The sequence below is a fragment of the Paenibacillus kribbensis genome, assembly GCF_002240415.1.
Lineage (GTDB): Bacteria > Bacillota > Bacilli > Paenibacillales > Paenibacillaceae > Paenibacillus > Paenibacillus kribbensis.
This window is the reverse complement of record NZ_CP020028.1, coordinates 2,840,488-2,866,285: the sequence shown is the minus strand read 5'-3', so window position 1 is coordinate 2,866,285 and position 25,798 is coordinate 2,840,488. Positions and strand designations below refer to the sequence as shown.

The following is a 25,798-nucleotide window of genomic DNA, read 5'->3' as shown; positions in this document are numbered from 1 at the left end:
GATTGGCCAAACCAATGACATTTGGTGCATGATGATTCGTACCACGCAATGATTTGTAAATTTGAACTTGGTGAAACCTACGACTCTTGCAATTGTCCTGACTCCCGGCGTCGCCAACTCATGAATACCAAAGACAATGCAATTACCGTGAGGATAATCCCAAGCACTTGAAATCCCTCGAAGCTGAACTTACCTCCCATTACGATACTTATCAACAATGAAGAGAGAATGGTTCCCAGGTATCTTGATGTATTAAATAATCCGGATGCTACACCGATTATTTCTTTTGGAGAACTTTGGAACATGGCTGCTTGCATACCTACATTGTTCAACCCGTTGCTAATACCGAATGCAGCCAGAGCCAAACACACGCTGATAACCGGTGAAGTTTGACTCAATGTCACGAGCCACACCGACCCCAATGTCATCAGAATTGCGGACATTAGCAATGCCGGTCTGGGTCCTGATTTATCGATCCATCGTCCTGCTATTGGAGAAGTAGCTAGCGAGCACAAGCCTAAGCTTAGCATGAGAAGCCCTGTTTGGAACTCGCTGACATGACGTGCTATTTGCAAGTAGGATGGAACCCCGAAAAAGAGCGAGTAATAAAGTACATTAACGAGCATGAATTCGATATTAACCCAAGTCATCGTAGGATATTTGGCGAATGTGCGTAAAGGAATAAAGGGTGTCGTCGCTTTTAACTCATATCGTACGAATGCCCCCAGCGCAACGAGGCCTATCAGCCCGACAATGACATTTTCTAATGAGATATGCCCAGATGATTTTGCCGAGAGTAATCCAACGAGCAGGGCAACCAGACCCAATGTGAAGAGCAGAATCCCTGATGCATCAATCAAATCAAACCATTTACGAAAGGACATGTTGCGTGCAACGGATATTGGCGGTTCGTCCTTAGGAATAGTCCTCCAAGCCAATAGAAAGCTAGCCAACACAAACGGAATATTGACGAAAAAGATAGCAGGCCAATCCCACCAATGAATCAAAACCCCGCCAATAAAGGGTCCAATTGCTGCCGCTCCTGACAGGAATATGGACAAAACAGACAGCGCAGTCGCTTGTTTCTCTGTAATATGGATTCGAACAATGGCCATTCCAACCCCTACCATCATGCTTGTTCCGATGGATTGCACAATGCGGAACACGATGAGCCACCCGAAGTTTGGTGATAATGGAGCTAATAATGATGCAATGAAGGCTATAACAAGTCCGGTAAGAAATATCTTCCTGCGACCGAATAAATCGCTGGCCTTTCCCATGACAGGTTGAGCGATGCTACTAGTAATGTAGAAAGAAAAAATAATCCAGGAAACACCTGTAAAGTCAAGTTGGAACACATTTTGCAGACTTGGAATAGCAACAGAAACTATCGAAGAACTTAATGGGTTCAATAGTATCCCTAGACCAACTGAAATCATTAACCACCAGTTGCGAACACTCATTTTTGGTCCCCCCAAAGCGAATTAATATCATCGTACTTGAAATCAATTATTTATTCCAATGCATTTGATGTTATAATCTCATTGACTTGAGGGAATGAATGGAGGTTTGAAATGGAACTTCTTCAACTGCAATATTTTCTCGCGGTAGCTCGTTTGGAACATGTAACCGAAGCTGCACGAAGTCTGCACGTTACTCAATCGTCGCTGAGCAAAACAATTCAACGCCTGGAGGAAGATCTGGGGGTCTCTTTATTCGATCGAACAGGGAGGAAACTGCGATTGAATGAGTTCGGAAGCAGATTCCTTCACCGTGCAGAGAGGGCTTTGTTTGAATTGGAACAGGGGAAGCAGGAACTTAGCGATTTATTAAGCCCGGAACATGGCACACTCGAATTGGCGGTGACCACCGCAAGCACATTACCAAATATCCTTCGAGAGTTTCGGAAAAAGCGACCCTATATTCAATTTCATGTGCAAATGCTGACCACGCAAGAAATGGTTACGCTTCTTCATAGAGGAGAGGTCGATTTTTGCTTGTCGTCACCGCCTATAGAGGGGGATGAGATCGAATGTCAAATCGTGTTTATCGACCCAATCCTTGTAGCTGTTCCCAAGGGACATCGGCTGGCAGATCGAAGCAGCGTATCCTTGGCAGAGCTGAGGGATGAATGGTTTGTCGGTGTAAAGAGAGGCTACGGTACTCGTGATTTAGTGGACTCTGTATGCAAATCGGATGGTTTTGTGCCTAAATATGTGTATGAGGGGGATGAACCTGCAAGGCTTAGTACTCTTGTGGAAGCCGAAATTGGTATAGCCTTCATACCAAGCACGGCAAGAAATTCACGGGAACATCTCAAATATCTCCAAGTAGAGAATCATAAATTGGTACGTGAGATAGCTTTATTATGGCACAGGAGTCGGTACATTTCACGGGCTGCCCTGGAATTCCGTGAGGTAGTTGTAGAATATTTCGGGGCGATATCCAAGCAGAACATATAGACTGAATAACAAAACCTGCGATCGCTATTAACATGTACGTTTAAGGCGACCGCAGATTAGCAGCAAGGTCAGTGTTTCATTATTTATTCTTACTCATATATAGGGTTAACAGCATTCCTGCATATTTGGACAATGCTCTTTTACTTCGCTGCCTTATGTGCTTCTACAGGCACAATAAATTTGGTTTCATGCAGCTTCTCATGCGAGTCGTAGGCACCAACGTTGAATTCAACCTTATCGGTCTTTTTGTCATAAAAAGCGTAAACCCATTCTGCGCCCTGTACGCTTTGGCCCGGATTTACAACCCCGATGCGATCCATGCCAGGCACGAATAGGGTGTAATGCGAGCCGTCTGCACTATTATTTTCCGGATCGTGTGCATCTGTCATCCAAAAATGAGCCTTGGAGAACGCGAGTGGCTCGCCTCCAGCTGGACGAATGTTCTTGTAGCTGTAGTTCACGATTAGCACCTGCTTGGCCGGTCGGTTACCATCTATCGTGTTGCCCTCTAGTGTGGTCTCGCGAACCGAATTGACGGTAAATTCCCATTCGTTGTTTACTTTCCAGGTTTCTCCGGCACGATATTCATTCGCATGTTTCGCTAACGTAGCAGAACCAGCATGCGAGGCCGCGATAGAAGCGCTGGCAGGAGAGGTTGCTAGTACAGTCGCTAGACTTCCGATAAGCAGGCAAGCAGATAGTGCACCTGCAACTGTTGTTTTTTTCATTTTCATAATAGATTCAATCCTTTCTTCAATGGCTAATTTGCTAAAATAATTGTTCATGGATGGCAGTGCCAGCTTTTGCTCTTCCATATGGATCAGGGTGCGCGCATAATCGGAGCGCCGCTGATAGCCAAGACGTCGTATTACCGCCTCATCACAGTACAACTCTATATCCCGGTTAACAAGTACATACGTCAGCCATACAAACGGGTTGTACCAGTGTAGACAGAACGCCAGCAGTAGCAACATTTTCGTACCGCTGTCGAAGCGGCGGATATGCACGTATTCATGAGTCAAAACATATTCCAGTCGCTTGTGATCGCTCCAATCTATTGTTACGGGCATTAAAATAACAGGCCGAATAATCCCGTATGTAAGTGGAGAAGCAATTTTCTCAGTCTGTCTGATCTGAATGCTCCGCAGCAGACGATGGCGGGATAGCCAGCGATCTACAAATTCATGCTTGACCGGACGGGCAAAGCGGAAACGGCGATACCACCTGATATACGCTACGGTGAAAAACACTACGAGCCCGATTGCACCTATCAGCCAGACGAGCAGCCATGCCGACGCGTCAGGTGCTGATTGCGGAAAAGTGGAAGGCAGTACGGACAGTACGCCCCATGATTGTTGGGGGGGCGTTGAATCCGATAAAGCCGCTGTCCAGGTAGCCACCGGAGAAGTAGGAACTGCCGTAGCTGCCATATTCGTTGGACCACTCAGCTTATTGGCCGCTGTATTCAACAACGAATACAGATTCCATTCCGAAGGCAGGGAAAAAGGAATGCAGAGTCGCAGCCAGACGATCGCCCACAGCCATAAAAAAGCAGAGCGGGGGAGCGTGTTTTTGTTCAATGCCCGCACACCGACCACAATAACGATCATCAGAGCTGCGGAAATATCCATTTGCAGCCAGTTCATCATAAGCACCTCATTCATCCAACTCGTCTACCATTTTTTTCAGCCGGTCAATCTGCTCATTGGAAAGTTCCTTTTTGCCGAGCAGTGAAGCGAATAGCTTGTTGGTGGAACCGTCGAAAATTTTGTTCACCAGATCCATTGTGCTTTTTCTCTGCACTTCCTCTTGAGACACCAGCGCATGGCAAATGAAGTTCGGTTCGGAGCGTTGAATCGCTCCTTTTTTGATGCAGCGCTTGATGAGCGTATATGTCGTATTTACATTCCAGCCGTAGCTGTCGGACAAAATACCGGCGATATGCTTGGCTGTTGTATCGCCTTCCTGCCAGAGGACAGACATGACCTTCAACTCGGAATCGCCCAGATTCAGCTTATCCATAACACTCTCCTTCCCTAAGACAATTGTAGTTTACATTTATGATAATACAACTGTCTTATGGAAAAATCAATGTCAGAACGATTACAATATGTTCATCTTTTAATGTATCTATTTGTTTCAGAGATTACTATCGGATAGAGCAAAACAAAGCTCCGTCCGATGATACAGTCGGCAAGATCGAGTCAGCTTGACAATAAATTAGTTTTAGCCCGTCATAATAAAGTTTTTTTGTTTGACAGACCGGGAGGATTAAATCATAATACTATCCATACTAAATGCATATGCTTTATACGAAAAAGGAGGATTATACGTGCTAGAGTTAAATGCATCATTAAGAAAGCCATTGTGGGTAGGAACGTTAGCAGTTCTATTATTGGTGTTAGTTGCGGGATGCTCCGGATCGAAGAACGCTCCTGATCAAAATAATGGCGCTCAGCAGAGCACGAATCAAGGAGCGAATCAGAGTGCAAATACGGATAAACCTGCAGTGGGCGGCACTTTCGTCTATGGACGGCCTGCTTCAGTAACCTCGTTTGATTTACATAATGAGATTACGTCGAACAATGCCTTTGCCATTGACAAAGTATTTGAATCTTTGGTTACTTTCGATAGCAAAGGCAAAATTGTGGACTGGCTTGCCAAGTCACATAGCATCAGTGATGACGGCTTGACGTATACGTTTGTGCTGCGTGATGGCTTGAAGTTTTCCAATGGTACTGATGTTACGGTGGAGGATGCCATTTTCTCGTTGCAGCGTCATTTGAAGGTTGGTGGTCCACTGGCAATAGCGGCAAAGGTCGATACCATTAAAGCGAAGGATAGCAAAACGCTTGTTATTAAACTTAAGGAGCCATATACACCGTTTATTTCTGAACTGTCCAATTTCTCAAACGGTATTCTTCCGAACAATTTCGGTGGAGTTTCCGAAAAAGAGTTTTTCAAGAAACCGGTAGGTACGGGGCCTTTCGTTGTTGAAAAGTGGGACCCTGCGGGCGATCTGACTTTCACCAAGAATCCGTACTATTGGCAAGAAGGTAAGCCATATATTGACAAGCTTGTTTACAAGCTGATTGAAGACGACAGCCAAGCTATCAACCAGCTTAAGGCGGGAGAAGTTGATGCGGTAGAGTCTTTGGCTCTGCAAAATGCTAATGAGATTAAGCAAGGAGCTGACACTACAGTAGTAACCAATGGAAGTTGGGTGACAGAGCAATTGTTCTTCAATACGCTGGACAAGCATTTTTCTGATGTGCATGTCCGTCGTGCTTTGGCTCTGGCACTCGATCGCGAAGGCTTGACTAAGGCGCTTACCTTTGGCTATGCACAGACTGCAAATTCATTACTGCCAACAGCTATTCCATATAATTCAAATGATACGATCAAGGCACTGAACTTTGATATCAATGCAGCTAAGGAGGAGCTTGCCAAATCTGCCTTCCCGAAAGGATTCATGACAAAATTGCTTGTGGCATCTGGAGACAGCACAAGAGCACAAGAGGCGCAAATTATCCAGGCAGCGGGTAAAGCGATCGGTATCAACATCGAGATTGAATCCATTGAATTGGCCACTTTCCGTGAACGCTTCTTTGCCTATGATTTCGCGGTAATGCTCAACAGTGGTCAAGCCGATTCTCCCGATGCGAACTCTATTATTGCTTTCCAAACAGATCCGAAAGGTTTCAGCAAATCGTACTGGACGCATTACACGAATAATGAAGTAACCAAGCTTTTATATGAAGGTCAAAAAACGTTGGATGGTAAGGATCGTGCGGAGATTTACTCCAAGCTGCTGCAAACTCTTGCAGATGAAGTACCGTACATTCCACTTTATTATCCAGATATTTTGAAAGGTGTTCGTTCTTCAGTGAATAACATCGTTGTTTTACCCAACGGCAGCGTCCGCTTTGAAGAAGTTCAAATTAAAAAATGATAAAATCCATTAAATCGTTATATCAACCAACAGGAATCAATACAACATGCGGTTGGCTTGTGATAGCTCTTGTAAGAGCATTGGTAGTAATCCTCTGTGTGATGACTGCAGTTTTTTTCATCATCAGAATCGTGCCAGGGGACCCCGCGAAAATGATTTTGGGAGAATACAGCACGCCTGAGGCCATCGAGAGTATGCATCATACTCTCGGGTTGGACCTCCCTTTATGGGAACAATTCATCAGGTTTGTAAAGACATTGTTTACACAAGGAGATACCGGTAATTCAATTATTGTGGGTACTTCTACAAGAGAGTTGATTGCCGAACGTGCTCCCATTACTTTACTGCTCATTGTGATGGCTTGTGTTTTGGCGATCATTATTGCACTTCTGCTAGCTACGCTTGCAGCCACACATAAGGATAAGCTGCTGGATCATTTGATACGTATTCTTCCTACAATAACTCTAGGTATGCCAATCTTTTGGGTTGGTTTACTTTTGATTCTGGTTCTAAGTGTCCGTTTTCATTGGTTCCCCGTTGGAGGAGTAGGCGAAGGGTGGATTGGGACCTTGTACAGTCTCACACTTCCGGCAATTACCGTCGCATTTTCTCAGATTCCTACGCTTGTTCGTTCTTTAAGAGCGCAGATGCTTGAAGTATTGGAATCCGATTTTGTAGTCACATTGAAGGCTGCGGGAATACCCAGCAGGGTAATTCTGTTTAAGCATGTGCTGCGGAATTCTGCTCTTCCAACTCTTATGCTGCTTGGCGTAAATATTTCTTATCTTATCGGTGGTACATTGGTCGTAGAACAGGTGTTTGGCATCAAGGGAATTGGTAGTTTGCTGTTTACTTCAATTGCAAAACGCGATTTTCCGGTCATTCAAGGAATAGCACTTTACTGTGCGATATCTGTTGTGATCATCAGCCTCCTCATTGAAATCATTTCGCGGTGGCTTGATCCCAGAACGAAAGGAAAATAATGAGACATACAAGAATAGCCCCTCAATTGCATGAGTACGGTAAGAAGACAAGCATCATAAATCGAATATGGACTACCCCTGCACTTCTGGTGGGAAGTATCATGTTTGCAGTACTTATTGTCTTGGCTGTGTTCATACCGTTTATTAGTCCTTATAATCCTTCCGAGCAAAATTTGAGTGCCTTTCTGCAGCCACCGTCTGCCGAACATTGGCTGGGGACAGATCAATTGGGACGCGATTTGTTTACGAGACTGATCTATGCTGCGCGAACTGATTTGAAAATCATGGTTCTGGCAGAAATTGTTCCATTTTGCACTGGTGTATTTCTGGGAATGCTTGCAGGGTATTATGGGAAATGGATTGATACTGTCATTACGCTGCTTACGGATACGTTTATCGCTTTTCCTTTTTATCTGATCGTTATTATCGTGGCTTTTGCCAGCGGAGCCGGTCAACGGGGCATTTATATCACTTTTATACTTGTAGGCTGGATTGTATTTGCCCGTGTAGTCAGAGGTCTTAGTGCATCTTTTCGCAAGCAAGACTGGGTAGCGTCCGCTCAAACTTTAGGACTGCCTGGCGTAAGAATTATCCTTCGTCATCTCCTGCCTAATGTACTGCCTCAAGCAGTTGTAGTCCTCATGACGGATATGGTTGGGTTGCTTGTGGCGATTGTTACGCTTGGTTATCTTGGCATTGGCATTACACCGCCAACCCCGGACTGGGGCACGATGATCTCGGATGGACAATCCTTCATAACTACAGCTTGGTGGCTCTCGGCAGTTCCGGGATTTGCGGTGGTCTACACGGGAATTGCTTTGTCACTTGTAGGTGATGGGTTGGCCGATATATGGAGGAAAAAATGATTTCTACAAGTCCGATTTTGGAAATAGAGGCACTGACGCTGGCAACAAAGTCAAATAAAAGATTAGTCAGCAATGTTAGCTTTTCACTAGGCAAAGGGGAGAGTCTGGGGTTAGTAGGCGAATCGGGTTCTGGAAAATCGCTTACGCTGCGTTCGATTCTTGGATTACTTCCACGTGGAGTTGAGCAGATAGGAGGAAGCATTAAGAGTGACATAAGCAGCGCAATGGTTTTTCAAGACCCAAGAGGTGCGCTAGATCCACTCTGTCCGGTTGTCAAGCAGGTTGCGGAAGTCGTTTACTACAGACAAAGAGTAAGCCGAAAGGCTTCTCGCGCGATAGCTCTGGAATTGCTCGAAATGCTCGGTCTCCCCGATTCTTTAAAGAGATCAGATCGGTATCCGAACCAGCTTTCGGGTGGTCAGTGTCAACGAGTAGTCATCGCAATGGCGCTGGCTTGCAAGCCAGGCATTCTTCTCTGTGATGAGCCGACAACGGCGCTGGATGTTACCGTTCAGCGGCATATTCTTGAAACGATCACTCGTCTGCAAAATGAACTAGGCTTTGCCATGGTGTTTGTTACGCATAATCTTGCGATTGCAGCTGCCATGTGCTCAAAACTCTGCGTGATGAAAGAGGGGCAGATTGTTGAGCATGGCAATACCCTTGCTCTTTTACAAAATCCGAAAAACCCTTATACACAGATGCTGATTAGCTCAGTGCTTCCTTTGCCGAAGCTTGAAGGGAGCGAACATTCATGGAGTTAGCCTTGCAAGTAAAAAATGTCACGGTTCATTATAGCGGGGTTACTGCGCTGGATCGCATCAATCTGAATCTGCGGCACCATACTACCCTTGGTCTTGTCGGCGAGTCCGGTTCGGGCAAATCCACTTTGGCGCGGGTCATTGCCGGATTGATCGCTCCTGATGAAGGGCAAATTCTGCTAGGTTCACAAGAATTGAAGAAAAAGAGAAGCCGTGAGCAGCACAAAATGATACAAATGATCTTCCAAAATCCGGATGCATCGTTGAATCCCAAACATTCCATCAGGCAGATTCTTTCCGAAGCACTGATGTTTCATAAAATTGTGGATCGCACAGGGGTCGAGAAGAGATGTAAAGAGCTTTTGGCACGTGTACACATTGCAGAGAGCGCTTTGGACAGATTTCCTCACGAATTCTCCGGCGGTCAACGCCAGCGGATAGCGATCGCACGTGCATTAAGCGTTGAGCCGAGTATTCTGATTGCGGATGAACCGACGAGCGCATTGGATGTTTCTGTACAACGGAGTGTACTTGAACTGTTTAACATGCTCAAAGCAGAGCTTCATCTTACGATGCTGTTCATCTCCCATGATCTGGGGGTAATCCATGCAATTAGCGATACGGTAGCGGTCATGCGGCAGGGAAAACTTGTTGAGATCAATCCAAAGGATCAATACTTCGCTCACCCTGAAACTGCATACAGTCGTGAACTGTTGTCCGCTGTTCCGAAAATGCCTAAATTAAATACATCAGGAGGTTTTTTATGAGCCAGGAACATAAAGGATTTGTACCGCTTTCACTGTCTGAGTTCAATACGCTTACAAGCTTGCTCTCCAAGCTCTTGTTTACACAATATCCTCCGGTCATCATTCCTGGTGAGGCGATCTTGGGCATCGAGGCGATGGCAGCCGGGATATCTTCGCCTGGTCGTACGATTTTAAATGTAGTAACAGGCCCCTATGGAAGTTTATTTGGAAAATGGCTTGAACGAGGCGGGGCAACGGTGGTTGAAGTTAAGGTCCCCTTTGATGAAGTGGTTGCTGTGGAGGAGGTCGCTGCAGCGATTGAACGGTATAAACCGTGCGCGCTTTCCTTTGTTCAGGCTGAAGTGGTTACAGGTGGCTCTAATCCTGCCAGAGAAATATTAAATATTGCACGCAACTTTAACCTTATTACTGTGATGGACTCCGTTTCGGCGGTCGGGGGAGAGGCTCTGCTAGTTGATGAATGGGGAGTTGATCTTGTAGCTGTGGGTGCGCAAAAAGCCCTGGCTGGACCTAATGGCGTTAGTGCCGTAAGCATTTCACCACGTGGCTGGGAATTCCTTGAGTCCAATGAAAATGCGCCGCGCAATTCCATTTTATCCTTACTGGATATGAAACCATCACAGAATGGGTCCGCGTCGGTACGGGTTCCTGCCAACATTCCAACCCTGGAGGCCAGAGCTCTGATCTCGGCATTGACACGAATTGAGGAAGAAGGATTAGCACAAGTTATCAAGCGTCATGAATTGTCTGCATCATCCACCATTGCCGGTATTAAGGCCTTGGGTGTTGAGCCTTGGCAGAAGGATAGCAAATACTATTCAACGCTGACTACGACGGTTCGGATATCTCAAGAGCAGAACTTGCGTATCGATCAGCCTATTGGTATCGTAGCTCCTGGAGACGGAGAATTGTTTGGCAATCTTCTGCGAATAAACCATTTTGGAGCGAACGCTTGCCAGCAAAGCGTAGAAGAAGCCATTGCGGTACTTGCCCAATTGTTGAATCAAGACCCTGATCATGCAATAAAGGCTATTCGGCTAATTTGGGGGAATGAACATGATCAATAAGCATCCGCAAGCGAGAATATTCAATCATATTTTTATAGCAGGTATTGATGGAAAACGTTTCGATATTTCGATTAAAAATGGTCGGTTTTCATCTATTGTTGAGTCGGAGCCGTATAATGATCAGCCAACTCATCCAAGCAAAGATCTATGGATAAGTCCAGGGGTTATTGATCTTCATACACATCTGGCCTGGACGGACTTTGACCATGCTGATCAATTGAAACGAGACAGCGGAGAGATCGAAGTAATGCAGGCACAGGCCTTTGAGGAAACCCTTCGGACCGGTGTAACGACGGCGCGTGATGCAGGCGGGATTCTGCCAAGCACCGTGCAGCATCTCGTTTCGCACTATCAACAGCCTTTAAGAGTACAAACCAGCAGTGATATGCTTGGTGCAGCGGATGCCCGCGGTCTTAGGCATTTGGAACAACGAATGACAGAAATTTTTGATACAGGGGCAGGCTGGATCAAAATCATGGCAACAGGTGGTCTTGGATCACCTACTGAGAAAGTGCTTGATCCCGTTTTTTCGGAGGAAGAGTTCTCGTTCATTGTTCGCAATGCGCATGCTCATCATAAAATGGTCATGGTTCATACATGGGGCGGAGTGACGGTGGACTGGTCCATCCATGCTGGCGTGGAATCTGTAGAGCACGGAATGTTCATGACCGAGGATCAGGCCGGCAGACTTGCACAATCTGGCATAGCCTTTGTGCCTACAACATCAATATATCGCATTGCTGCAGATCCAAAAGGCGTTCTGGCTTTGAACCAGGTTATTTGCGATCGGGCTGCTCGCGCTGCCGAAGCCCACTCTAAAGCTATTAGCTATGCAAAGAGAGCAGGGGTTCGCTTTGGATTCGGTACCGATTATGCCACACCTGCACTTCATGGTTACAATCTTCAAGAGCTGGATACGTTGATGGATTATGGCTTGACTCGGGCAGAAGCATGGCAGGCCGCCACAGAAAACGCTGCTGATATTTTGGGAAGTGGCAACGAATTGGGACATATTGCAGAAGGTTATATTGCGGATGCGATTATTTTTGATGCCGATCCGTATCAGGCGCAAAACGCAGCTGCATTGCAGAAGAGCATCGTTTCCGTCATTACCGGGATGCAGGAATCAGATCTGATTCGGGCATTGGCCGGGAATAATAGCTAAGAAGTATATGTATAAAAACTAATCCCCAAAATCGAAACAGCGGCAGTCATGGACGAGGAAATAAAGTCCTGATATGCTCCCCTTATGGTAGTCAGGTGAAATAATAAAACCTGCTACTATGAGGGGAGCTTTTTCATGATATGAATATGATGGTTGTAACGAGCGGGGAAGGGGAGTACCATTTAATTTAATCCGACTAATCAGGTATAAATAATAAAATTTATTGATGAACTTGGTGGAGGAGTGCGGATGTTTGGCAAGAAGCTATTTACGGTGCGGGGGGTCAAGCTGAAGTGGATTCGTTCGTTTCTGATCGTCATTGCAATTAGTATGCTGCTGGTGCTGATATTTATGCTCTGGATCCGCAGTAAAGCGACCGAGGAAGCGCTCAGCAGCCATTATCATTACAGCAGCTTTATTAGTCATGTGATTGATGAGCAGATGGGCCAAATAACGAATTTGTCCAGCAAAATTATGAATGATCGTACCCTTATACGTATGATTGAAGCGGATGCGGGCGGGAATATCAAAACAGAGTCTGCTTATCAATTGGTCGATCAGCTGCGCAACTTTATGATAGCCAATCAGATGATCGAGGAGATATACATTTATTATCCCGAACAAGATTATATTTTGGGCACTTTGGGAATTTACCGTCCTATATCATACTATCTGCTTCAAAATGAGCTAAAGAGAACCGGATATAACCGATGGCTGTCCATGGTGAAGGCTGCCGATAATATGTCCTTTTTCTTTTGGAGCAATGAAGGGAAGAAAGAATTACTGTTCAGCCGGGCCATTTACAGGGACTCGCAAAAAAGCAGCGTGATGATTATTAAACTCCGCAAGTCCTATATGGAGTCCCTATTAGAGTCGGCAAATGCCCAATATCCCCACCGGCTGAATGCACTGACTGACGATGAGCAAAAGGTATATGCGTACTATGGCGAGGAGATCCTGCTGCCGCTGGTGCAAAATTACAACGACCGGGAAGGGTACACACAGCTGCGCCAAAATTATTATGCATCGAACGAGCATTTTATTATAACGGAACCCTCTACCTTCCGCGGCCTTCATTATTATATGATCAATACTAAGAGCAACGTCCTGAAGATTCAGACAGCGATTACCCGTCTACTGATGATCTGCATCGCCAGCATGTTTTTGGTCGGAATTGTACTATCCGTTTATATGAGCCATTATAATTCTCGGCCGTTGCGCCTTTTGCTTGGCAGATTGCAGCCGGGGCAGCAGGACAGTTCCGACAATGAGTATGATGTAATCTCGCGTAAGATGGATGAACTGCTGGAGGAAAACCAGTCAGCCATTTTGCTGCTTAGACAGCAGCAGCGATTTATCGAGGAGTCCTTCGTCAGGACGATCCTCTCGGGCGCGGCACTGACAGACAAGCAGTTGGACGCGGTACAGCGTACTCATAATTTGGGATTTGAAAATAAATACTTCTGTACGATCATCCTGTATTCGGACGTCAATTCCGTTAGGCTGGACGAACAGCAGCAGCAACTGCTTGAGAAGTTTGTCAGCGATCGATGCGATGATACACTCACTGTGTTTTACGGTGCAGTTTACCCCAATTATCTGTTTATTCTTAACTATAGAGCGCCGAATTCGGAGACTGAAGAGATAGCAGAGTGGTTTACAAAGCAGCTGTCGCATTGGCTTGCAGATCAGCAATTGCCTTACAGCTGTGTAAACGGATTTGTTTCGATAGAGCAGCGAGATATATATCGTAGTTACCAAAATGCGCTTAACCAAATTGCAAAATCGGCCACGGCACTAGCACTGATTGAGGGAACTGATTATGTTGAGCAAGTAGAAGGGCAGATGCATGCAGCAGAATCTGCATGGAACACACCACACGACAGACAGCCGTTCCAGGATTTCGGAGGAGTGAAGGAGAAGCCGAGCAATCCACGAGGGCAGAGCAATGACGAGGCAAAGGAGTCCGGAGGCGTGCTTGCCAGCAGAATCAGAGAGATTATCGACAGCCAATATGGGGATGCGATGCTCAGTCTAACAATGATTGCAGAACAGCTGCAAATGTCTAATTCGTATATTTCCCGGGTATTCAAGGAGCAATACCAGCTAGGACTTGTTGAATATTTGAACCAGGTACGAGTGGAGAGGGCCAAGGAGCTGATGAACCTCCAGCAATTGTCGATCAAGGAAATCGCCCGTGAGGTGGGCTTCGCGAGCGATGTAAGCTTTATCAGGGTCTTCAAGAAGTACGAGCATATGACCCCGGGGAAATACAAGCAGACGGTGAAATAGCATTCGGGAATCCGTGCTGATTTACAATTTGTGTGGAGGATATACAATTTCGGACATGGCGCCACCTCAGAATCGTTATGGTAACGGATAAGCGAACTATTTTGTTAATTACTATGAGAATACCAGGATTTATAGTCGAAAAAATGAGGAATAACCTCATTTTTTTGCTTTTTATATGCAAATGATGCAGTTACGGCCGAAGGAAATTAACGATTTTTGCACTGCTCTGTCTTCGTTGACAGGCTTCGTGAGCCCTTTCTATAATCGTTATCACGCAAGACCTATTAATCAGAGAAGGATGTGGGGGATTTCATGAAGAAGAAGTACGGTGCCGCGAAGCGTACGGTCAAGTTTGGCAAGATGCTGTTGTTACTACATGCATTCTTGCTCGTTCTTGCCGCCTGTTCGTCGGGAGGTGGGGCCCAATCGACCAACAACGAACAGAAGGGGGCAAGCGCTGGCAACAATGAAGCGGTGGAAACGATTAAGGTATGGCTGCCTCCATTTTCTACCGGTGATGTTTCTGATGAAACATTTTGGCGGAAGCAGCTTGATAAGTTCGAGAAGACCCATCATGCAAAAGTTGAGCTGGAGATTATTCCGTGGTCCAACTATGAAGAACGATATTTGACGGCTATTTCATCGGAAAATGGACCGGATGTCGGTTATATGTATATGGAAATGCTGAGCGATTATATCAAGCTCGGTACGCTGGAACCGCTTGATGATTATTTTACACAGGAAGAAAAGGATAATTATATTTACTGGGATAAGGGGACCGTGGCGGGAAAACAGTATACTGTTCCTATCATTGTGGGGAATGTCAGTGTACTGTATGCCAATATGGACATTCTCAGAAAATCGGGTTTTACCGAGCCTCCGAAAACGTGGGATGATCTCGTTGCCTATGCCAAGAAAATTCAACAGGACAGCCCTGAGGTGTACGCTTTTGTACAAGAATGGGGTGAGCCTTCCATAACCGGACTTAACCACTCGTTTTATCCGTATTTGTGGCAAGCTGGAGGCGAGCTTTTCAATAAGGAAGGGACCGAATTGACCCTGGACAGTCCTGAAGCGCTAAAAGCCATAAAATTTCTTAATGATTTGAAGCATACCTACAAGATCATTCCGGATGCGGCCACCTCGCTCACGACACAGGATCTCAAATCATTATTGCCTGAAGGTAAGGCGGCAATGGCTATTATGGGAACGAGCTTAAGCGCGGATCTCGATAAAGCAGGAATAAACTGGGATTATACAACATCGCTAACACAAAAGCAGGGCGGGACCTTCGCGGCGGCCGACTCACTGGTCATGCTGCGCACAGCCAAAAATAAGGAACTTGCGGCAGAACTGATCAAGTTTTTGACGAGTCCCGAGGTGATGGAAGCATATCATCAGGTGATCTATAGCGCTCCTCCTATTTCCAAAAACGAAAAGTACTATGATAATGCCAAATTTGAGAAGCTGTATACCAAGGATTCGCAATTATTTCACACGTTAACGCCGATTGACGGCTCAAGCAAAATATATGACGCATTGTACAAAAATCTACAGCTGATGATTTTGGGGCAGCTTACTCCGGAAGAAGTACAGAAGGATACCGCCCAGTATGCTAAAAGTATTTATAACAGATAAAATGGTTGATCCGTGCTAAGCGAGGGGAAGAAATGAAACACAAAACGATAGATGCTTGGACAGGGAGGCTGTTCGTATTACCCAGTTTTTTGCTTATACTGGTGTTCTCTATCATTCCGATTGTGTTGACGGTACTGCTCAGCTTCACAAAGTACAATATGATTCAGCAACCGGAATGGATTGGTTTGAGAAATTACGGTTATCTGTTATCAGATCCCTTTGTAGCGGCATCCGTGAAAAATACGCTGTTATTCACCTTGCTTGTTGTTCCGCTGCAGACGGTGCTGGCGTTGCTTATTGCCGAGGTTTTACATGCGAAATTTCAGGGGCGTTTTAGCCGATTTGTTAGAGGATCGCTGTTTGTCCCGGTCATTTCCTCGACAATTCTGATCGGCACAGTCTGGTCCATTTTGTTGATGACAGACGGAGGGATGGTCAATACGCTGCTGGACGGTTTGAGCATTCCCAAGGTGAACTGGCTGGGAACGACGCAAACGGCGCTTGTAAGTGTCGCTTTGATTACCGTGTGGAAAAATATCGGATATTTTCTGGTCCTATACTATGCAGGCATACTGAATATTCCTGCCAGCTTGTATGAAGCCGCAAATGTAGACGGAGCGAGCGCGTGGTACCGATTTTGGCACATTACGGTACCACTGCTCCGGCCCATTACGGTTCTGGTTGTAACGCTTGGGACGATCTGGGCATTTCAGGTGTTCGATCTGGTTTATACGATGACTGGTGGTGGGCCCGGAAGATCTACGGTGACACTGGTGCTGACGATTTACCGATCAGCCTTCAAGGATCTCAGTATGGGTTATGCAAGTGCGATCTCGGTGCTCTTTTTATGCCTTATCATGGTTATTACGATGCTGCAGCGCTTGTTGTTTGGCCGAGACAAGGAGGCACAGCTATGAGTCAAAATACGCGAGAGCTCTACTTTGTTGGGTACACTCGAATTTTCATGGCAGTTGTCCTGGCTGCTCTCAGTGCACTCGCGCTGCTTCCGTTTCTGTATATGGCCTATTTATCACTCACCCAATCCAGCACGCTTTCTTTGCAATGGAAGCCTGCCGACCTTGGATTGGAAAATTACCGGCGCGTCCTCATTCATTTTCATTTTTTTCGTTACTTGGAAAACAGTATAATCGCTTCTGGTCTGGCGTGCGCACTCAATGCGATTATCTCGGCAATGGCCGCTTACGGGTTTGCCAAAAAGCAGTTTACTGGCAAGCGGACGCTGTTCTTCCTATACATTGTGACGCTGATGGTGCCCAGTCAGGCTACGCTGATTCCACAGTTTATGTTGATCAGAGAACTGAATATGCTCAATACGTATATTGGGCTTGTTTTGCCCGTTATTAACGCTTTTGGCGTGTTTTTACTGCGGCAGTTTATGAAAGAGGTGCCGGATGAACTGCTTGCGGCTGCGGACATGGATGGCTCTGGTGAAATACGTAAATTTATGAGTATTGTATTGCCGTTGCTGCGGCCCGCCATTGTAGCGTTGACGATTTTTACGTTTATTACGACATGGAATGACTTTATTTGGCCTCTTGTCATTACTACTGACCAGGGGATGCGGACACTGCCGCTTGCACTGTCTATTCTAAAGGGCAATTACACAACCAACTATGGATTGGTCATGGCTGGCTCATTGCTGACTTTTTTGCCGCCGTTCCTGCTTTATCAGGTACTACAACGGCAATTTATTCAAGGAATTGCATTGAGCGGCATCAAAGGATAGTTACCAACCGGCCCATGGAGGAGAGAATTTATGACTGTTTCATTTGATCCACAGTATTTTGATGTACGTCAAATCAGTTCGCTCGAAAAGGTTTTTCCGGTTAACAAGCCACTGGAACTGGCCGAAGTGCACGAGCTGGGTTTGCTGAAAAATGAATCGATATCCTACCAGTTGGCTTACCGTTATACGCGTCCGTATCATATGAGCCAGATGGAAGCGACGGTTCAATTGCCCAAAAATCCACTGGTCAAGGTGGAGGTGCTGTCGCCAATCAGTGATCTAGTGAACGTGCGCCAGGTCAAATGCGTTCCGTCTATGTACCCAGCCTATGCTGAAACGGATGATCATTATTTGACGACCGAAGCAGGGCTGTTCCCGGATGTGCTTAAGCCTTTTGACGGAATGCTTCAGTTCATACCGTATCAGTGGAGGAGTCTGTGGATTGAGGTGACGGTTCCAAAGGCTGCAAAAGCGGGGAAATATCCGGTTATAATTCAGTTTACAGCTACGGACGGTACAGTAGTAAACCGTCAACGGATGACCATCCATATTATGGAGGGGGTACTACCGGAGCAACAGTTGCTTCATACCGAGTGGCTTCATGGGGATTGTTTGGCGGATTACTACGGTGTTGAGGTGTTTGGGGAAGAACACTGGCGCATTCTGGGCAACTTTATTCAAACGGCGGCCAAACGGGGGATCAATGTGCTGCTGACCCCGCTGTTTACGCCTCCATTGGATACGTTTATAGGTAATGAACGCACCACGATACAGCTTGTGGACGTTTCATATGATGTGAACGGCTACCGATTTGGCTTTGATAAGCTGGACAAATGGGTGCAGATATCCGAAGCGGTGGGCATTACCCATTTTGAAATGGCGCATTTGTTCAGTCAATGGGGAGCAAAGTATGCTCCTAAGATCATCGTTGAGGTTGGTGGTGTTCCCGAGCAGCGCTTCGGCTGGCATACACCAGCAAATGATCCAGAGTTTCGCAGCTTTCTAGCAGCGTTTTTGCCGGCGCTTACGGAACGACTGCACCAGCTAGGCATTGCTGAACGTTCATTGTTTCATATCTCTGATGAGCCGGTGGCCGGCAACCTGCACACCTATCTGGAGGCCAAACAATTCGTTGCTCCTTATCTCGAAGGCTTTCCAATTATAGATGCTATCAGTGATGTGGAATTTTATCGCCGGGGGATTATTGACCAGCCGGTGGCCGGAAGCGATACGATCCACAACTTTATTGATGAAGGTGCCTCCAATTTGTGGGTGTATTATTGCTGCGGTCAAAATCTGCATGTCAGTAATCGATTTTTGGCCATGCCCTCCTCACGCAACCGTATTTTGGGCGTTCAAATGTACAAATACCGGATCAAGGGATTTTTGCATTGGGGATTCAATTTCTATAATTCCCAGTATTCTCTGAAAAAGCTGAACCCATATGTGGATACGGCTGCCCTTGATACTTTTCCTTCTGGAGACAGTTTTCTGGTATATCCTTCTGAGGACGGTACTGCGCTGGAATCTTTAAGGCTGGTGGTGCTGCAGGATGCACTGACGGATTTGCGTGCACTGCAATATTTGGAGAGCCTGAGCAGCAGGGAATTCGTGCTGTCGCTGATTGGGGAGGATTTGCAGCAAGAACTGACTTTTTCCTGTTATCCACGGTCTGCGGATTATCTGCTGCATTTACGCAATAAGATTAATAAACAGATCGAGCAACGGCTTCGGGAAAATTAAGTCCGCTATAGGGAAAAGGAAACTCTAAAAAAGTAAAAAATAGAAATAATATACACATCTAAGAAGTCGCCATAATGGCGGCTTTTTGTATTGTTCTTAGCTCATCTGTAGTTGGTAATTTTCTGGTAATAAAATGAAAATAATTAATCGAGAAAGACAGATAAGGATATGCTATATTAGCATAGGAGTATGAATGTGGAAAGTCTCTAAAAAAAGATTAGATGAGAAGAAGGGTGGTTATCGTTTTGAATATAGAAAATATTGAGGCATTCGTCTATGCTGTTCATTTAGGGAGTTTTGTTAAAGCAGCAGAGGCACTTTATCTTACCCAGCCTTCTGTAACTGCCCGTATTCACTCCCTGGAACGTGAGCTTAATGCGGAATTATTTCATCGTTCTGGGAAGCAAATCTCAATAAATGAAAAGGGTAAGTCGTTTTTACCATATGCACAAAACATTTTACAATCTTATCAGGAAGCCAAATTAATGTTGCACCAACCAATACTTACGGTTGATAAATTGAAAATTGGATGTGCTACCTCCATCGCGAATTTCATTATCCCTGAAATTCTTCCCGCTTTTAAAACTAAATTCCCCAATGTGAACGTTAAAATTCTAACCGGACATTCTAATGATATATTAGACAAGGTTCTTAACAACGAGGTGGATTTCGGAATGGTTCGAACAGTTACACATCCCCAAATTGAATCAGAGATATTTCGTCATGATCCAATCGGATTGTTTGTCCCTATCAACCATCCCCTATTGCTCAATAGTCAAGTAACTATTGAAGAAGTCAGTGAAGAACCGCTCATCTTTTTTGATTATGGATCGGTAGACTGGCTTATGATTTATGGCTTGTTTGAATCTAAAAATCTAAAGCCAAATGTGGTTCTTGAAGTGGATAGTATGGAGGCTGCAAAAAATTTAGTGGTAAATGGCATGGGAATTAGCTTTTTACCGGAGCATTGTGTGAAGAAAGAACTGGAAAGCGGGCAGTTATTCCGTGTGCCATTAGTCTCATCCGGGAGATTCGATGTAAAAATTGACTTTATCTACGCAAAAGGAAACCATAAACCTGCATATATAGAATATTTTATAAAAAAATAGCTGACTATAACTAGTCTAGGGTTTTCAACTGATGGGAATATAACGACTGTCTATTATTTTATTTCTATATAGATTTATCCTATATAGAAATAAAATACATTTAATTTTCTATATGGCACCCTATAATTTAGAATAATTGCAGGTCCAAATAAATGTAAGCGATTACACTTTTCTGACCGCAATCTAAGAATAGGGGATGAAGATTAAGGATGAAAAAGTTAGGACTAGCATGGCAAATACTTATCGGATTGGCTCTAGGCATTGCAGTGGGTGCCATTTTCTACGGAAATCCTCTAGTAACGGACATTTTGACGCCGATTGGTGATGTATTTATCCGTCTGATTAAAATGATTGTTTTGCCTATTGTCATTTCTTCTCTTGTAGTAGGTATAGCGGGCTCTGGAGATATGAAAAAATTGGGGAAGATAGGCTTTAAAACGATTCTGTATTTTGAAATTATAACTACTGTAGCAATAGTTATAGGTTTGTTCGCGGGGAATTTTTTCAAACCAGGATTAGGCATTGATATGTCGCATCTGGCCAAAACTGATATACACCAATATGTAAATACCGCAGAAAATGCTAGTCATCACAGTCTGGCTGACACGTTCGTTAATATCGTTCCGACAAACATCGTTCAAGCTATGGGTAACGGCGATTTGCTAGCCATCATTTTCTTCTCTGTACTGTTTGGGGTCGGTATTTCTGTAATTGGTGAAAAAGGTAAACCGGTGATTCATTTTTTGGAAGCCGTCTCTGAAGCGATGTTCTGGATGACCAATCAGATCATGAAATTGGCCCCTCTCGGTGTGTTTGCTTTGATTGGTGTTACAGTTGCTAAATTTGGTATTTCCTCTTTAATACCGCTTGGCAAACTGGTAATTATACTCTATTTGTCCATGTTTGTGTTTGTGCTTGTCGTATTAGGCATAGTAGCAAAAATGTGTGGCACCAGCATTGTGAAAATTTTAAAATTATTGAAGGATGAAATTATTCTGGCTTTCTCGACCGCAAGCTCGGAAGCCGTTCTACCGAAACTGATGCTTAAGATGGAACAATTTGGATGCCCAAAATCGATTGTATCCTTTGTCGTTCCTACCGGATATACTTTTAATTTGGCCGGCTCTGCACTGTATCAATCGCTGGCTACTCTATTTATTGTACAAATGTATGGTATTAATTTACCGATCTGGTCACAGATCAGCATAGTGGTGGTATTAATGTTAACCTCCAAAGGGATGGCTGGTGTTTCCGGCGCTTCCCTGGTTGTTCTGCTAGCTACCGTAAATTCCGTAGGGCTCCCTGTTGAAGGTGTTGCGCTGATTGCTGGAATCGATCGTATTCTCGATATGGCGAGAACCGTTGTTAACGTGGTAGGTAACGGTATAGCTTCAGTCGTTATTGCCAAATGGGAAGGCCAGTTTGATCATGGAAAAGCAGATACTCAAAAATAAATTACTTTATCCTTATTGCTTTCCAATTGTTTCTGCCCAATATATAGGATTTCTATATTTGAATAAATTCTCTTGATATACACTGCTTTCCACTTAAGATTTATACTCTTAATGTGCAAAAGAAAAAAGTGGAGGGATCTTCATGATAGAAACTGTTGGAATTATGGGAGGGATGGGGCCGCTCGCAACAGTCGATTTGATGAACAAAATTATTCGACTAACCCCTGCCCAAAATGACCAGGATCATATTCATATGATCGTTGATAATTATCCTCAGATTCCGGATCGTACATCAGCCATAATGGGTAAAGGCAGTGATCCCCTTCCCTTTATGAAACAATCTGCCAAGAGATTGGAGGATGCCGGTGCAGATTTGATTGTAATCGCTTGCAATACTGCACATTATTATCTGCAAGACATTCAAGAAACGGTTAGGACTCCGATTGTTAATATGCCCAAAGAAACTGCAAGTTTCATAGGCGAAGCTGGTATTAGACGTGTCTCATTGTTAGCGACTGACGGTACATTGAAAACGTTGCTTTATCAAAACGCTCTCCGTGAGAAAGGCATTACTGTGTTGGAGCCTGATGAGATTACACAAGCTATCGTAATGGAAGGTATTTATTCAGTAAAAGCTGGACATATCGAAAAAGGCAAGCGTTTATTGGTGAACGCATTTCAAACGATGATTGCCAAAGGAACGGAGGCCGTTGTTGCAGCTTGCACAGAGATTCCAATTGTCTTGAATGAAGTAGACGGGATTAAAGTAATAGATCCAACTTATATTTTAGCCAAGAAGGTTGTAGATGTTGCCTACCGGGAGCATGTGTTGTAAATGAGACTTTGAAATTTAGAAGTAAGGGAGTTAAAAACTCATGAATGAATATCGTAAAGAAAAAGATTTTCTTGGAGAAAAAGAAGTTCCATCTCAAGCCTACTACGGTATACAAACTGCTCGAGCATTAGAAAATTTTCCGATCACAGGCTATCGTATCCATGAATCGTTAATTCGTGCTATGGCTACGGTTAAAAAGGCGGCGGCGTTGGCTAATATGGAGATTGGGCAATTGAATCCAAATATCGGTAATGCGATCGTATTGGCAGCGCAAGAGATCATGGACGGTAATTGGCATGACCAATTTATAGTTGATCCTATTCAAGGTGGAGCAGGCACATCCATCAACATGAATACCAATGAGGTTATCGCCAACCGGGCGATCGAGCTGCTGGGGGGAACCAAGGGGGATTATTTCAAAGTGAGCCCCAACACACATGTGAATATGGCCCAATCAACCAACGATGCTTTTCCCACGGCGATTCATATTGCAACCCTTTCTTTGATTGATAAGCTGATCGTCACGATGAAGGAAATGCTCGCAGCATTTCAGACTAAAGCCGTACAATTCGACGGGATTATCAAAATGGGTCGTACTCATCTGCAAGATGGCGTGCCGATCCGTCTGGGGCAGGAGTTTGAGGCCTACAGCAGAGTGCTGGAACGTGATATCAAGAGGATTAGTCAGACTCGTGACCATTTGTACGAGGTTAACATGGGCGCAACAGCCGTCGGCACGGGCTTAAATGCCGATCCCCGATACATTAAACGGGTCGTGGAATATCTTGCCGAGCTCAGCGGATTGCCGCTTTGCAATGCCACGCACCTGGTAGACGGGACGCAAAATACGGATGCTTACACTGAGGTGTCCGCCGCTTTAAAAGTTTGCATGATCAACATGTCAAAGATTGCCAATGATCTGCGTTTGCTTGCCTCCGGGCCTCGCACCGGGCTGGGGGAATTGAATTTGCCGGCACGCCAACCCGGTTCGTCCATTATGCCGGGCAAGGTCAATCCGGTTATGGCGGAGGTAGTGAATCAGGTGGCGTTTCAGGTCATCGGCAATGACCATACGATTTGCCTTGCCTCCGAAGCGGGGCAGCTGGAACTAAATGTTATGGAGCCTGTGCTCGTGTTCAATTTGCTGCAATCGCTGAGTATGATGAATCAGGTGTTCAACGTATTCCGCGTGTATTGTTTGGAGGAAATCGAAGCAAATGTGGAGCGCTGTAAAGAGTATGTGGAGAAAAGTGTAGGGGTTATAACGGCGCTCAACCCGCACTTAGGCTATGAGACAGTCGCGAGAATCGCGCGTGAGGCGATTTTAACGGGGCGTTCGGTACGCGAGCTGTGCCTTCTTTATAACGTTTTGACGGAAGAGGAGCTTGAGATCATTCTTAACCCATATGAGATGACGAATCCAGGTATCGCAGGAGCAGAATTATTGGAAAAGAATTAAAGAGAGGCGTGCAATAAACGCTCAACGAAAACAAAGGGAGAGTGCCAAAAAATGTCAGTGTCAAGCGGAGCCAGCACTTATATGTTATTTCGGATTCAAAAAGAAAAAGGACGAACCCCCCTCAGCGATATCGCTGCAATAATTGAAAAAACGGGCGGAGATATTGTGGGGATTGATGTCATCTCGTCCGATCACACGGGCACGATTCACGATATCGCTGTGAACGTATTCGATCAAGCACACAGCCAATTGATCAGCGAGTCGCTTCAGAAGCTAGATGGTGTCAAAATAATTCATGTGTCAGACCGGACTTTCCTTGCACATTTGGGCGGGAAGATTGAAATTGCCTCTAAGATATCGGTGAAGAACCGTGACGACTTGTCACGGGTGTATACCCCCGGTGTCGCAGGCATATGTACGGCGATTGCGGAACAGCCGAGCAAAGCCTACTCGCTGACGATCAAACGCAATACGATTGCGGTAGTTACCGATGGAACGGCCGTTCTGGGGCTAGGTGATATCGGACCATTGGCGGCTATGCCGGTGATGGAAGGCAAGGCTATGCTGTTCAAGCAATTCGCAGACGTGGATGCTTTTCCGATTTGCCTGGACATGAAAGACCCTGACGAAATGGTCCGAACCATTAAGGCACTGGCTCCGGCATTTGGGGGCATCAATCTGGAGGATATTTCGGCACCGCGTTGCTTCGAAATTGAGGAGCGTTTGAAACGGGAGCTAGATATCCCGGTGTTTCACGATGACCAGCATGGAACAGCCGTTGCCCTGTTAGCGGGTCTGTTGAATGCACTCAAAATTACCGGCAAGCAAATGTCGGAGATTAAGGTCGTTGTCAACGGCATCGGTGCAGCGGGCATCGCTTGCTCAAAAATGTTGCTGTCCGCCGGCGTGAAAAATTTGATCGGGGTGGACCGTAATGGGGCTCTTCATCGGAATGCACATTACGATAATCCTTATTGGACTGAGTTTGCTCAAATAACGAATCCGAATGTGGAAACTGGCAACTTGTCCGAAGTGATCAAGAATGCGGATGTTTTTATTGGCGTATCGGCTCCGAACATTCTAAAGGTGGATGACGTTCGTTCTATGGCGAAGGACCCCATTGTCTTTGCTATGGCGAACCCGATTCCAGAGATTGACCCCGAGTTGGCCAAACCTTACGTTAAGGTCTTGGCGACCGGGAGGTCCGATGGTCACAATCAGATCAACAATGTGCTTTGCTTTCCGGGGATTTTCCGCGGCGCATTGGATTGCAGGGCGAGTGAAATCAATGAAGCCATGAAGCTTGCAGCTGCACAGGCGATCGCATCCGTCGTTACAGATGACGAACTGAGCGAAACGTATATTATCCCGAGCGTATTTAATCAGGAAGTGGTAAAAAAGGTTAGAGATGCCGTAATTGAAGCGGCGTATCGTACCGGGGTTGCACAGAAAAGCATGAGAGATGCAAGTTACGGATAATTCTGTACATGGTGACGGA

21 protein-coding genes are annotated in these 25,798 nt (G+C 45.3%); 18 read left to right on the top strand and 3 right to left on the bottom strand.

All coding sequences use genetic code 11. From position 1 onward, the window contains the following. Positions 1–77 precede the first annotated feature (77 nt). The gene (locus tag B4V02_RS12980; RefSeq protein ID WP_094155106.1) at positions 78–1,463 is read right to left on the bottom strand and encodes an MFS transporter; all 1,386 of its coding nucleotides are present in this window, start codon (positions 1,461–1,463) and stop codon (positions 78–80) included. Positions 1,464–1,574: 111 nt separating this feature from the next. On the opposite strand from B4V02_RS12980, the gene B4V02_RS12975 reads away from it, so the two are divergent. Next, positions 1,575–2,462 (top strand): LysR family transcriptional regulator, encoded by an 888-nt coding sequence (locus B4V02_RS12975; protein ID WP_094155105.1) that lies wholly within the window; start codon positions 1,575–1,577, stop codon positions 2,460–2,462. A 140-nt stretch (positions 2,463–2,602) separates the two neighbouring features. On the opposite strand, the gene B4V02_RS12970 is transcribed toward B4V02_RS12975, so the two are convergent. After that, on the bottom strand, positions 2,603–4,126 hold the full coding sequence (locus B4V02_RS12970; RefSeq protein ID WP_094155103.1) for a M56 family metallopeptidase: 1,524 nt from the start codon (positions 4,124–4,126) through the stop codon (positions 2,603–2,605). Further along, positions 4,119–4,484, bottom strand: coding sequence for a BlaI/MecI/CopY family transcriptional regulator (locus B4V02_RS12965; protein WP_007430520.1), 366 nt, complete (start codon positions 4,482–4,484; stop codon positions 4,119–4,121). The genes B4V02_RS12970 and B4V02_RS12965 overlap by 8 nt, the downstream gene beginning before the upstream one ends. 310 nt (positions 4,485–4,794) lie before the next feature. On the opposite strand from B4V02_RS12965, the gene B4V02_RS12960 reads away from it, so the two are divergent. The 17 genes from B4V02_RS12960 (at position 4,795) to B4V02_RS12880 (ending at position 25,779) form a co-directional block, all read left to right on the top strand. Further along, positions 4,795–6,414 carry an ABC transporter substrate-binding protein gene (locus B4V02_RS12960; protein ID WP_094155102.1) on the top strand — a complete coding sequence of 540 codons (1,620 nt, stop codon included), beginning with the start codon at positions 4,795–4,797 and terminating at the stop codon, positions 6,412–6,414. Continuing rightward, positions 6,411–7,397: an ABC transporter permease gene (locus B4V02_RS12955; RefSeq protein WP_244188513.1), complete on the top strand. Its 987-nt coding sequence runs from the start codon at positions 6,411–6,413 to the stop codon at positions 7,395–7,397. Before B4V02_RS12960 ends, B4V02_RS12955 begins: the two co-directional genes overlap by 4 nt. After that, positions 7,397–8,263 (top strand): ABC transporter permease, encoded by an 867-nt coding sequence (locus B4V02_RS12950; protein ID WP_094155100.1) that lies wholly within the window; start codon positions 7,397–7,399, stop codon positions 8,261–8,263. Before B4V02_RS12955 ends, B4V02_RS12950 begins: the two co-directional genes overlap by 1 nt. After that, positions 8,260–9,027, top strand: coding sequence for an ABC transporter ATP-binding protein (locus tag B4V02_RS12945; protein WP_244188511.1), 768 nt, complete (start codon positions 8,260–8,262; stop codon positions 9,025–9,027). Before B4V02_RS12950 ends, B4V02_RS12945 begins: the two co-directional genes overlap by 4 nt. Further along, complete coding sequence (locus tag B4V02_RS12940; RefSeq protein ID WP_094155098.1) at positions 9,018–9,791, top strand: ABC transporter ATP-binding protein; 774 nt, start codon at positions 9,018–9,020, stop codon at positions 9,789–9,791. Before B4V02_RS12945 ends, B4V02_RS12940 begins: the two co-directional genes overlap by 10 nt. Then, the gene (locus B4V02_RS12935; protein WP_094155097.1) at positions 9,788–10,858 is read left to right on the top strand and encodes an aminotransferase class V-fold PLP-dependent enzyme; all 1,071 of its coding nucleotides are present in this window, start codon (positions 9,788–9,790) and stop codon (positions 10,856–10,858) included. Before B4V02_RS12940 ends, B4V02_RS12935 begins: the two co-directional genes overlap by 4 nt. After that, entirely contained in the window at positions 10,848–12,023 is a 1,176-nt protein-coding gene (locus B4V02_RS12930) for an amidohydrolase family protein (RefSeq protein WP_094155096.1), read from the top strand. Before B4V02_RS12935 ends, B4V02_RS12930 begins: the two co-directional genes overlap by 11 nt. 249 nt (positions 12,024–12,272) lie before the next feature. Further along, positions 12,273–14,315 carry a helix-turn-helix transcriptional regulator gene (locus tag B4V02_RS12925; protein ID WP_094155095.1) on the top strand — a complete coding sequence of 681 codons (2,043 nt, stop codon included), beginning with the start codon at positions 12,273–12,275 and terminating at the stop codon, positions 14,313–14,315. Positions 14,316–14,627: 312 nt separating this feature from the next. Further along, positions 14,628–15,953 (top strand): ABC transporter substrate-binding protein, encoded by a 1,326-nt coding sequence (locus B4V02_RS12920; RefSeq protein ID WP_094155094.1) that lies wholly within the window; start codon positions 14,628–14,630, stop codon positions 15,951–15,953. A gap of 32 nt (positions 15,954–15,985) precedes the next feature. Then, on the top strand, positions 15,986–16,870 hold the full coding sequence (locus tag B4V02_RS12915) for a carbohydrate ABC transporter permease (RefSeq protein WP_094155093.1): 885 nt from the start codon (positions 15,986–15,988) through the stop codon (positions 16,868–16,870). Continuing rightward, positions 16,867–17,700 (top strand): carbohydrate ABC transporter permease, encoded by an 834-nt coding sequence (locus B4V02_RS12910; RefSeq protein ID WP_094155092.1) that lies wholly within the window; start codon positions 16,867–16,869, stop codon positions 17,698–17,700. Before B4V02_RS12915 ends, B4V02_RS12910 begins: the two co-directional genes overlap by 4 nt. Before the next feature lie 30 nt (positions 17,701–17,730). Beyond that, complete coding sequence (locus B4V02_RS12905) at positions 17,731–19,443, top strand: DUF4091 domain-containing protein (protein WP_094155091.1); 1,713 nt, start codon at positions 17,731–17,733, stop codon at positions 19,441–19,443. A gap of 245 nt (positions 19,444–19,688) precedes the next feature. Then, on the top strand, positions 19,689–20,552 hold the full coding sequence (locus B4V02_RS12900; RefSeq protein ID WP_043891038.1) for a LysR family transcriptional regulator: 864 nt from the start codon (positions 19,689–19,691) through the stop codon (positions 20,550–20,552). A 209-nt stretch (positions 20,553–20,761) separates the two neighbouring features. Beyond that, on the top strand, positions 20,762–22,006 hold the full coding sequence (locus B4V02_RS12895) for a cation:dicarboxylate symporter family transporter (protein WP_007430534.1): 1,245 nt from the start codon (positions 20,762–20,764) through the stop codon (positions 22,004–22,006). Between the two features lie 142 nt (positions 22,007–22,148). Then, entirely contained in the window at positions 22,149–22,841 is a 693-nt protein-coding gene (cuyB, locus tag B4V02_RS12890) for a cysteate racemase (RefSeq protein ID WP_094155090.1), read from the top strand. A 40-nt stretch (positions 22,842–22,881) separates the two neighbouring features. Continuing rightward, on the top strand, positions 22,882–24,300 hold the full coding sequence (gene aspA / locus B4V02_RS12885) for an aspartate ammonia-lyase (protein ID WP_094155089.1): 1,419 nt from the start codon (positions 22,882–22,884) through the stop codon (positions 24,298–24,300). A gap of 51 nt (positions 24,301–24,351) precedes the next feature. Continuing rightward, entirely contained in the window at positions 24,352–25,779 is a 1,428-nt protein-coding gene (locus tag B4V02_RS12880) for an NAD-dependent malic enzyme (RefSeq protein ID WP_094155088.1), read from the top strand. The last annotated feature ends 19 nt before the right edge of the window (positions 25,780–25,798 follow it).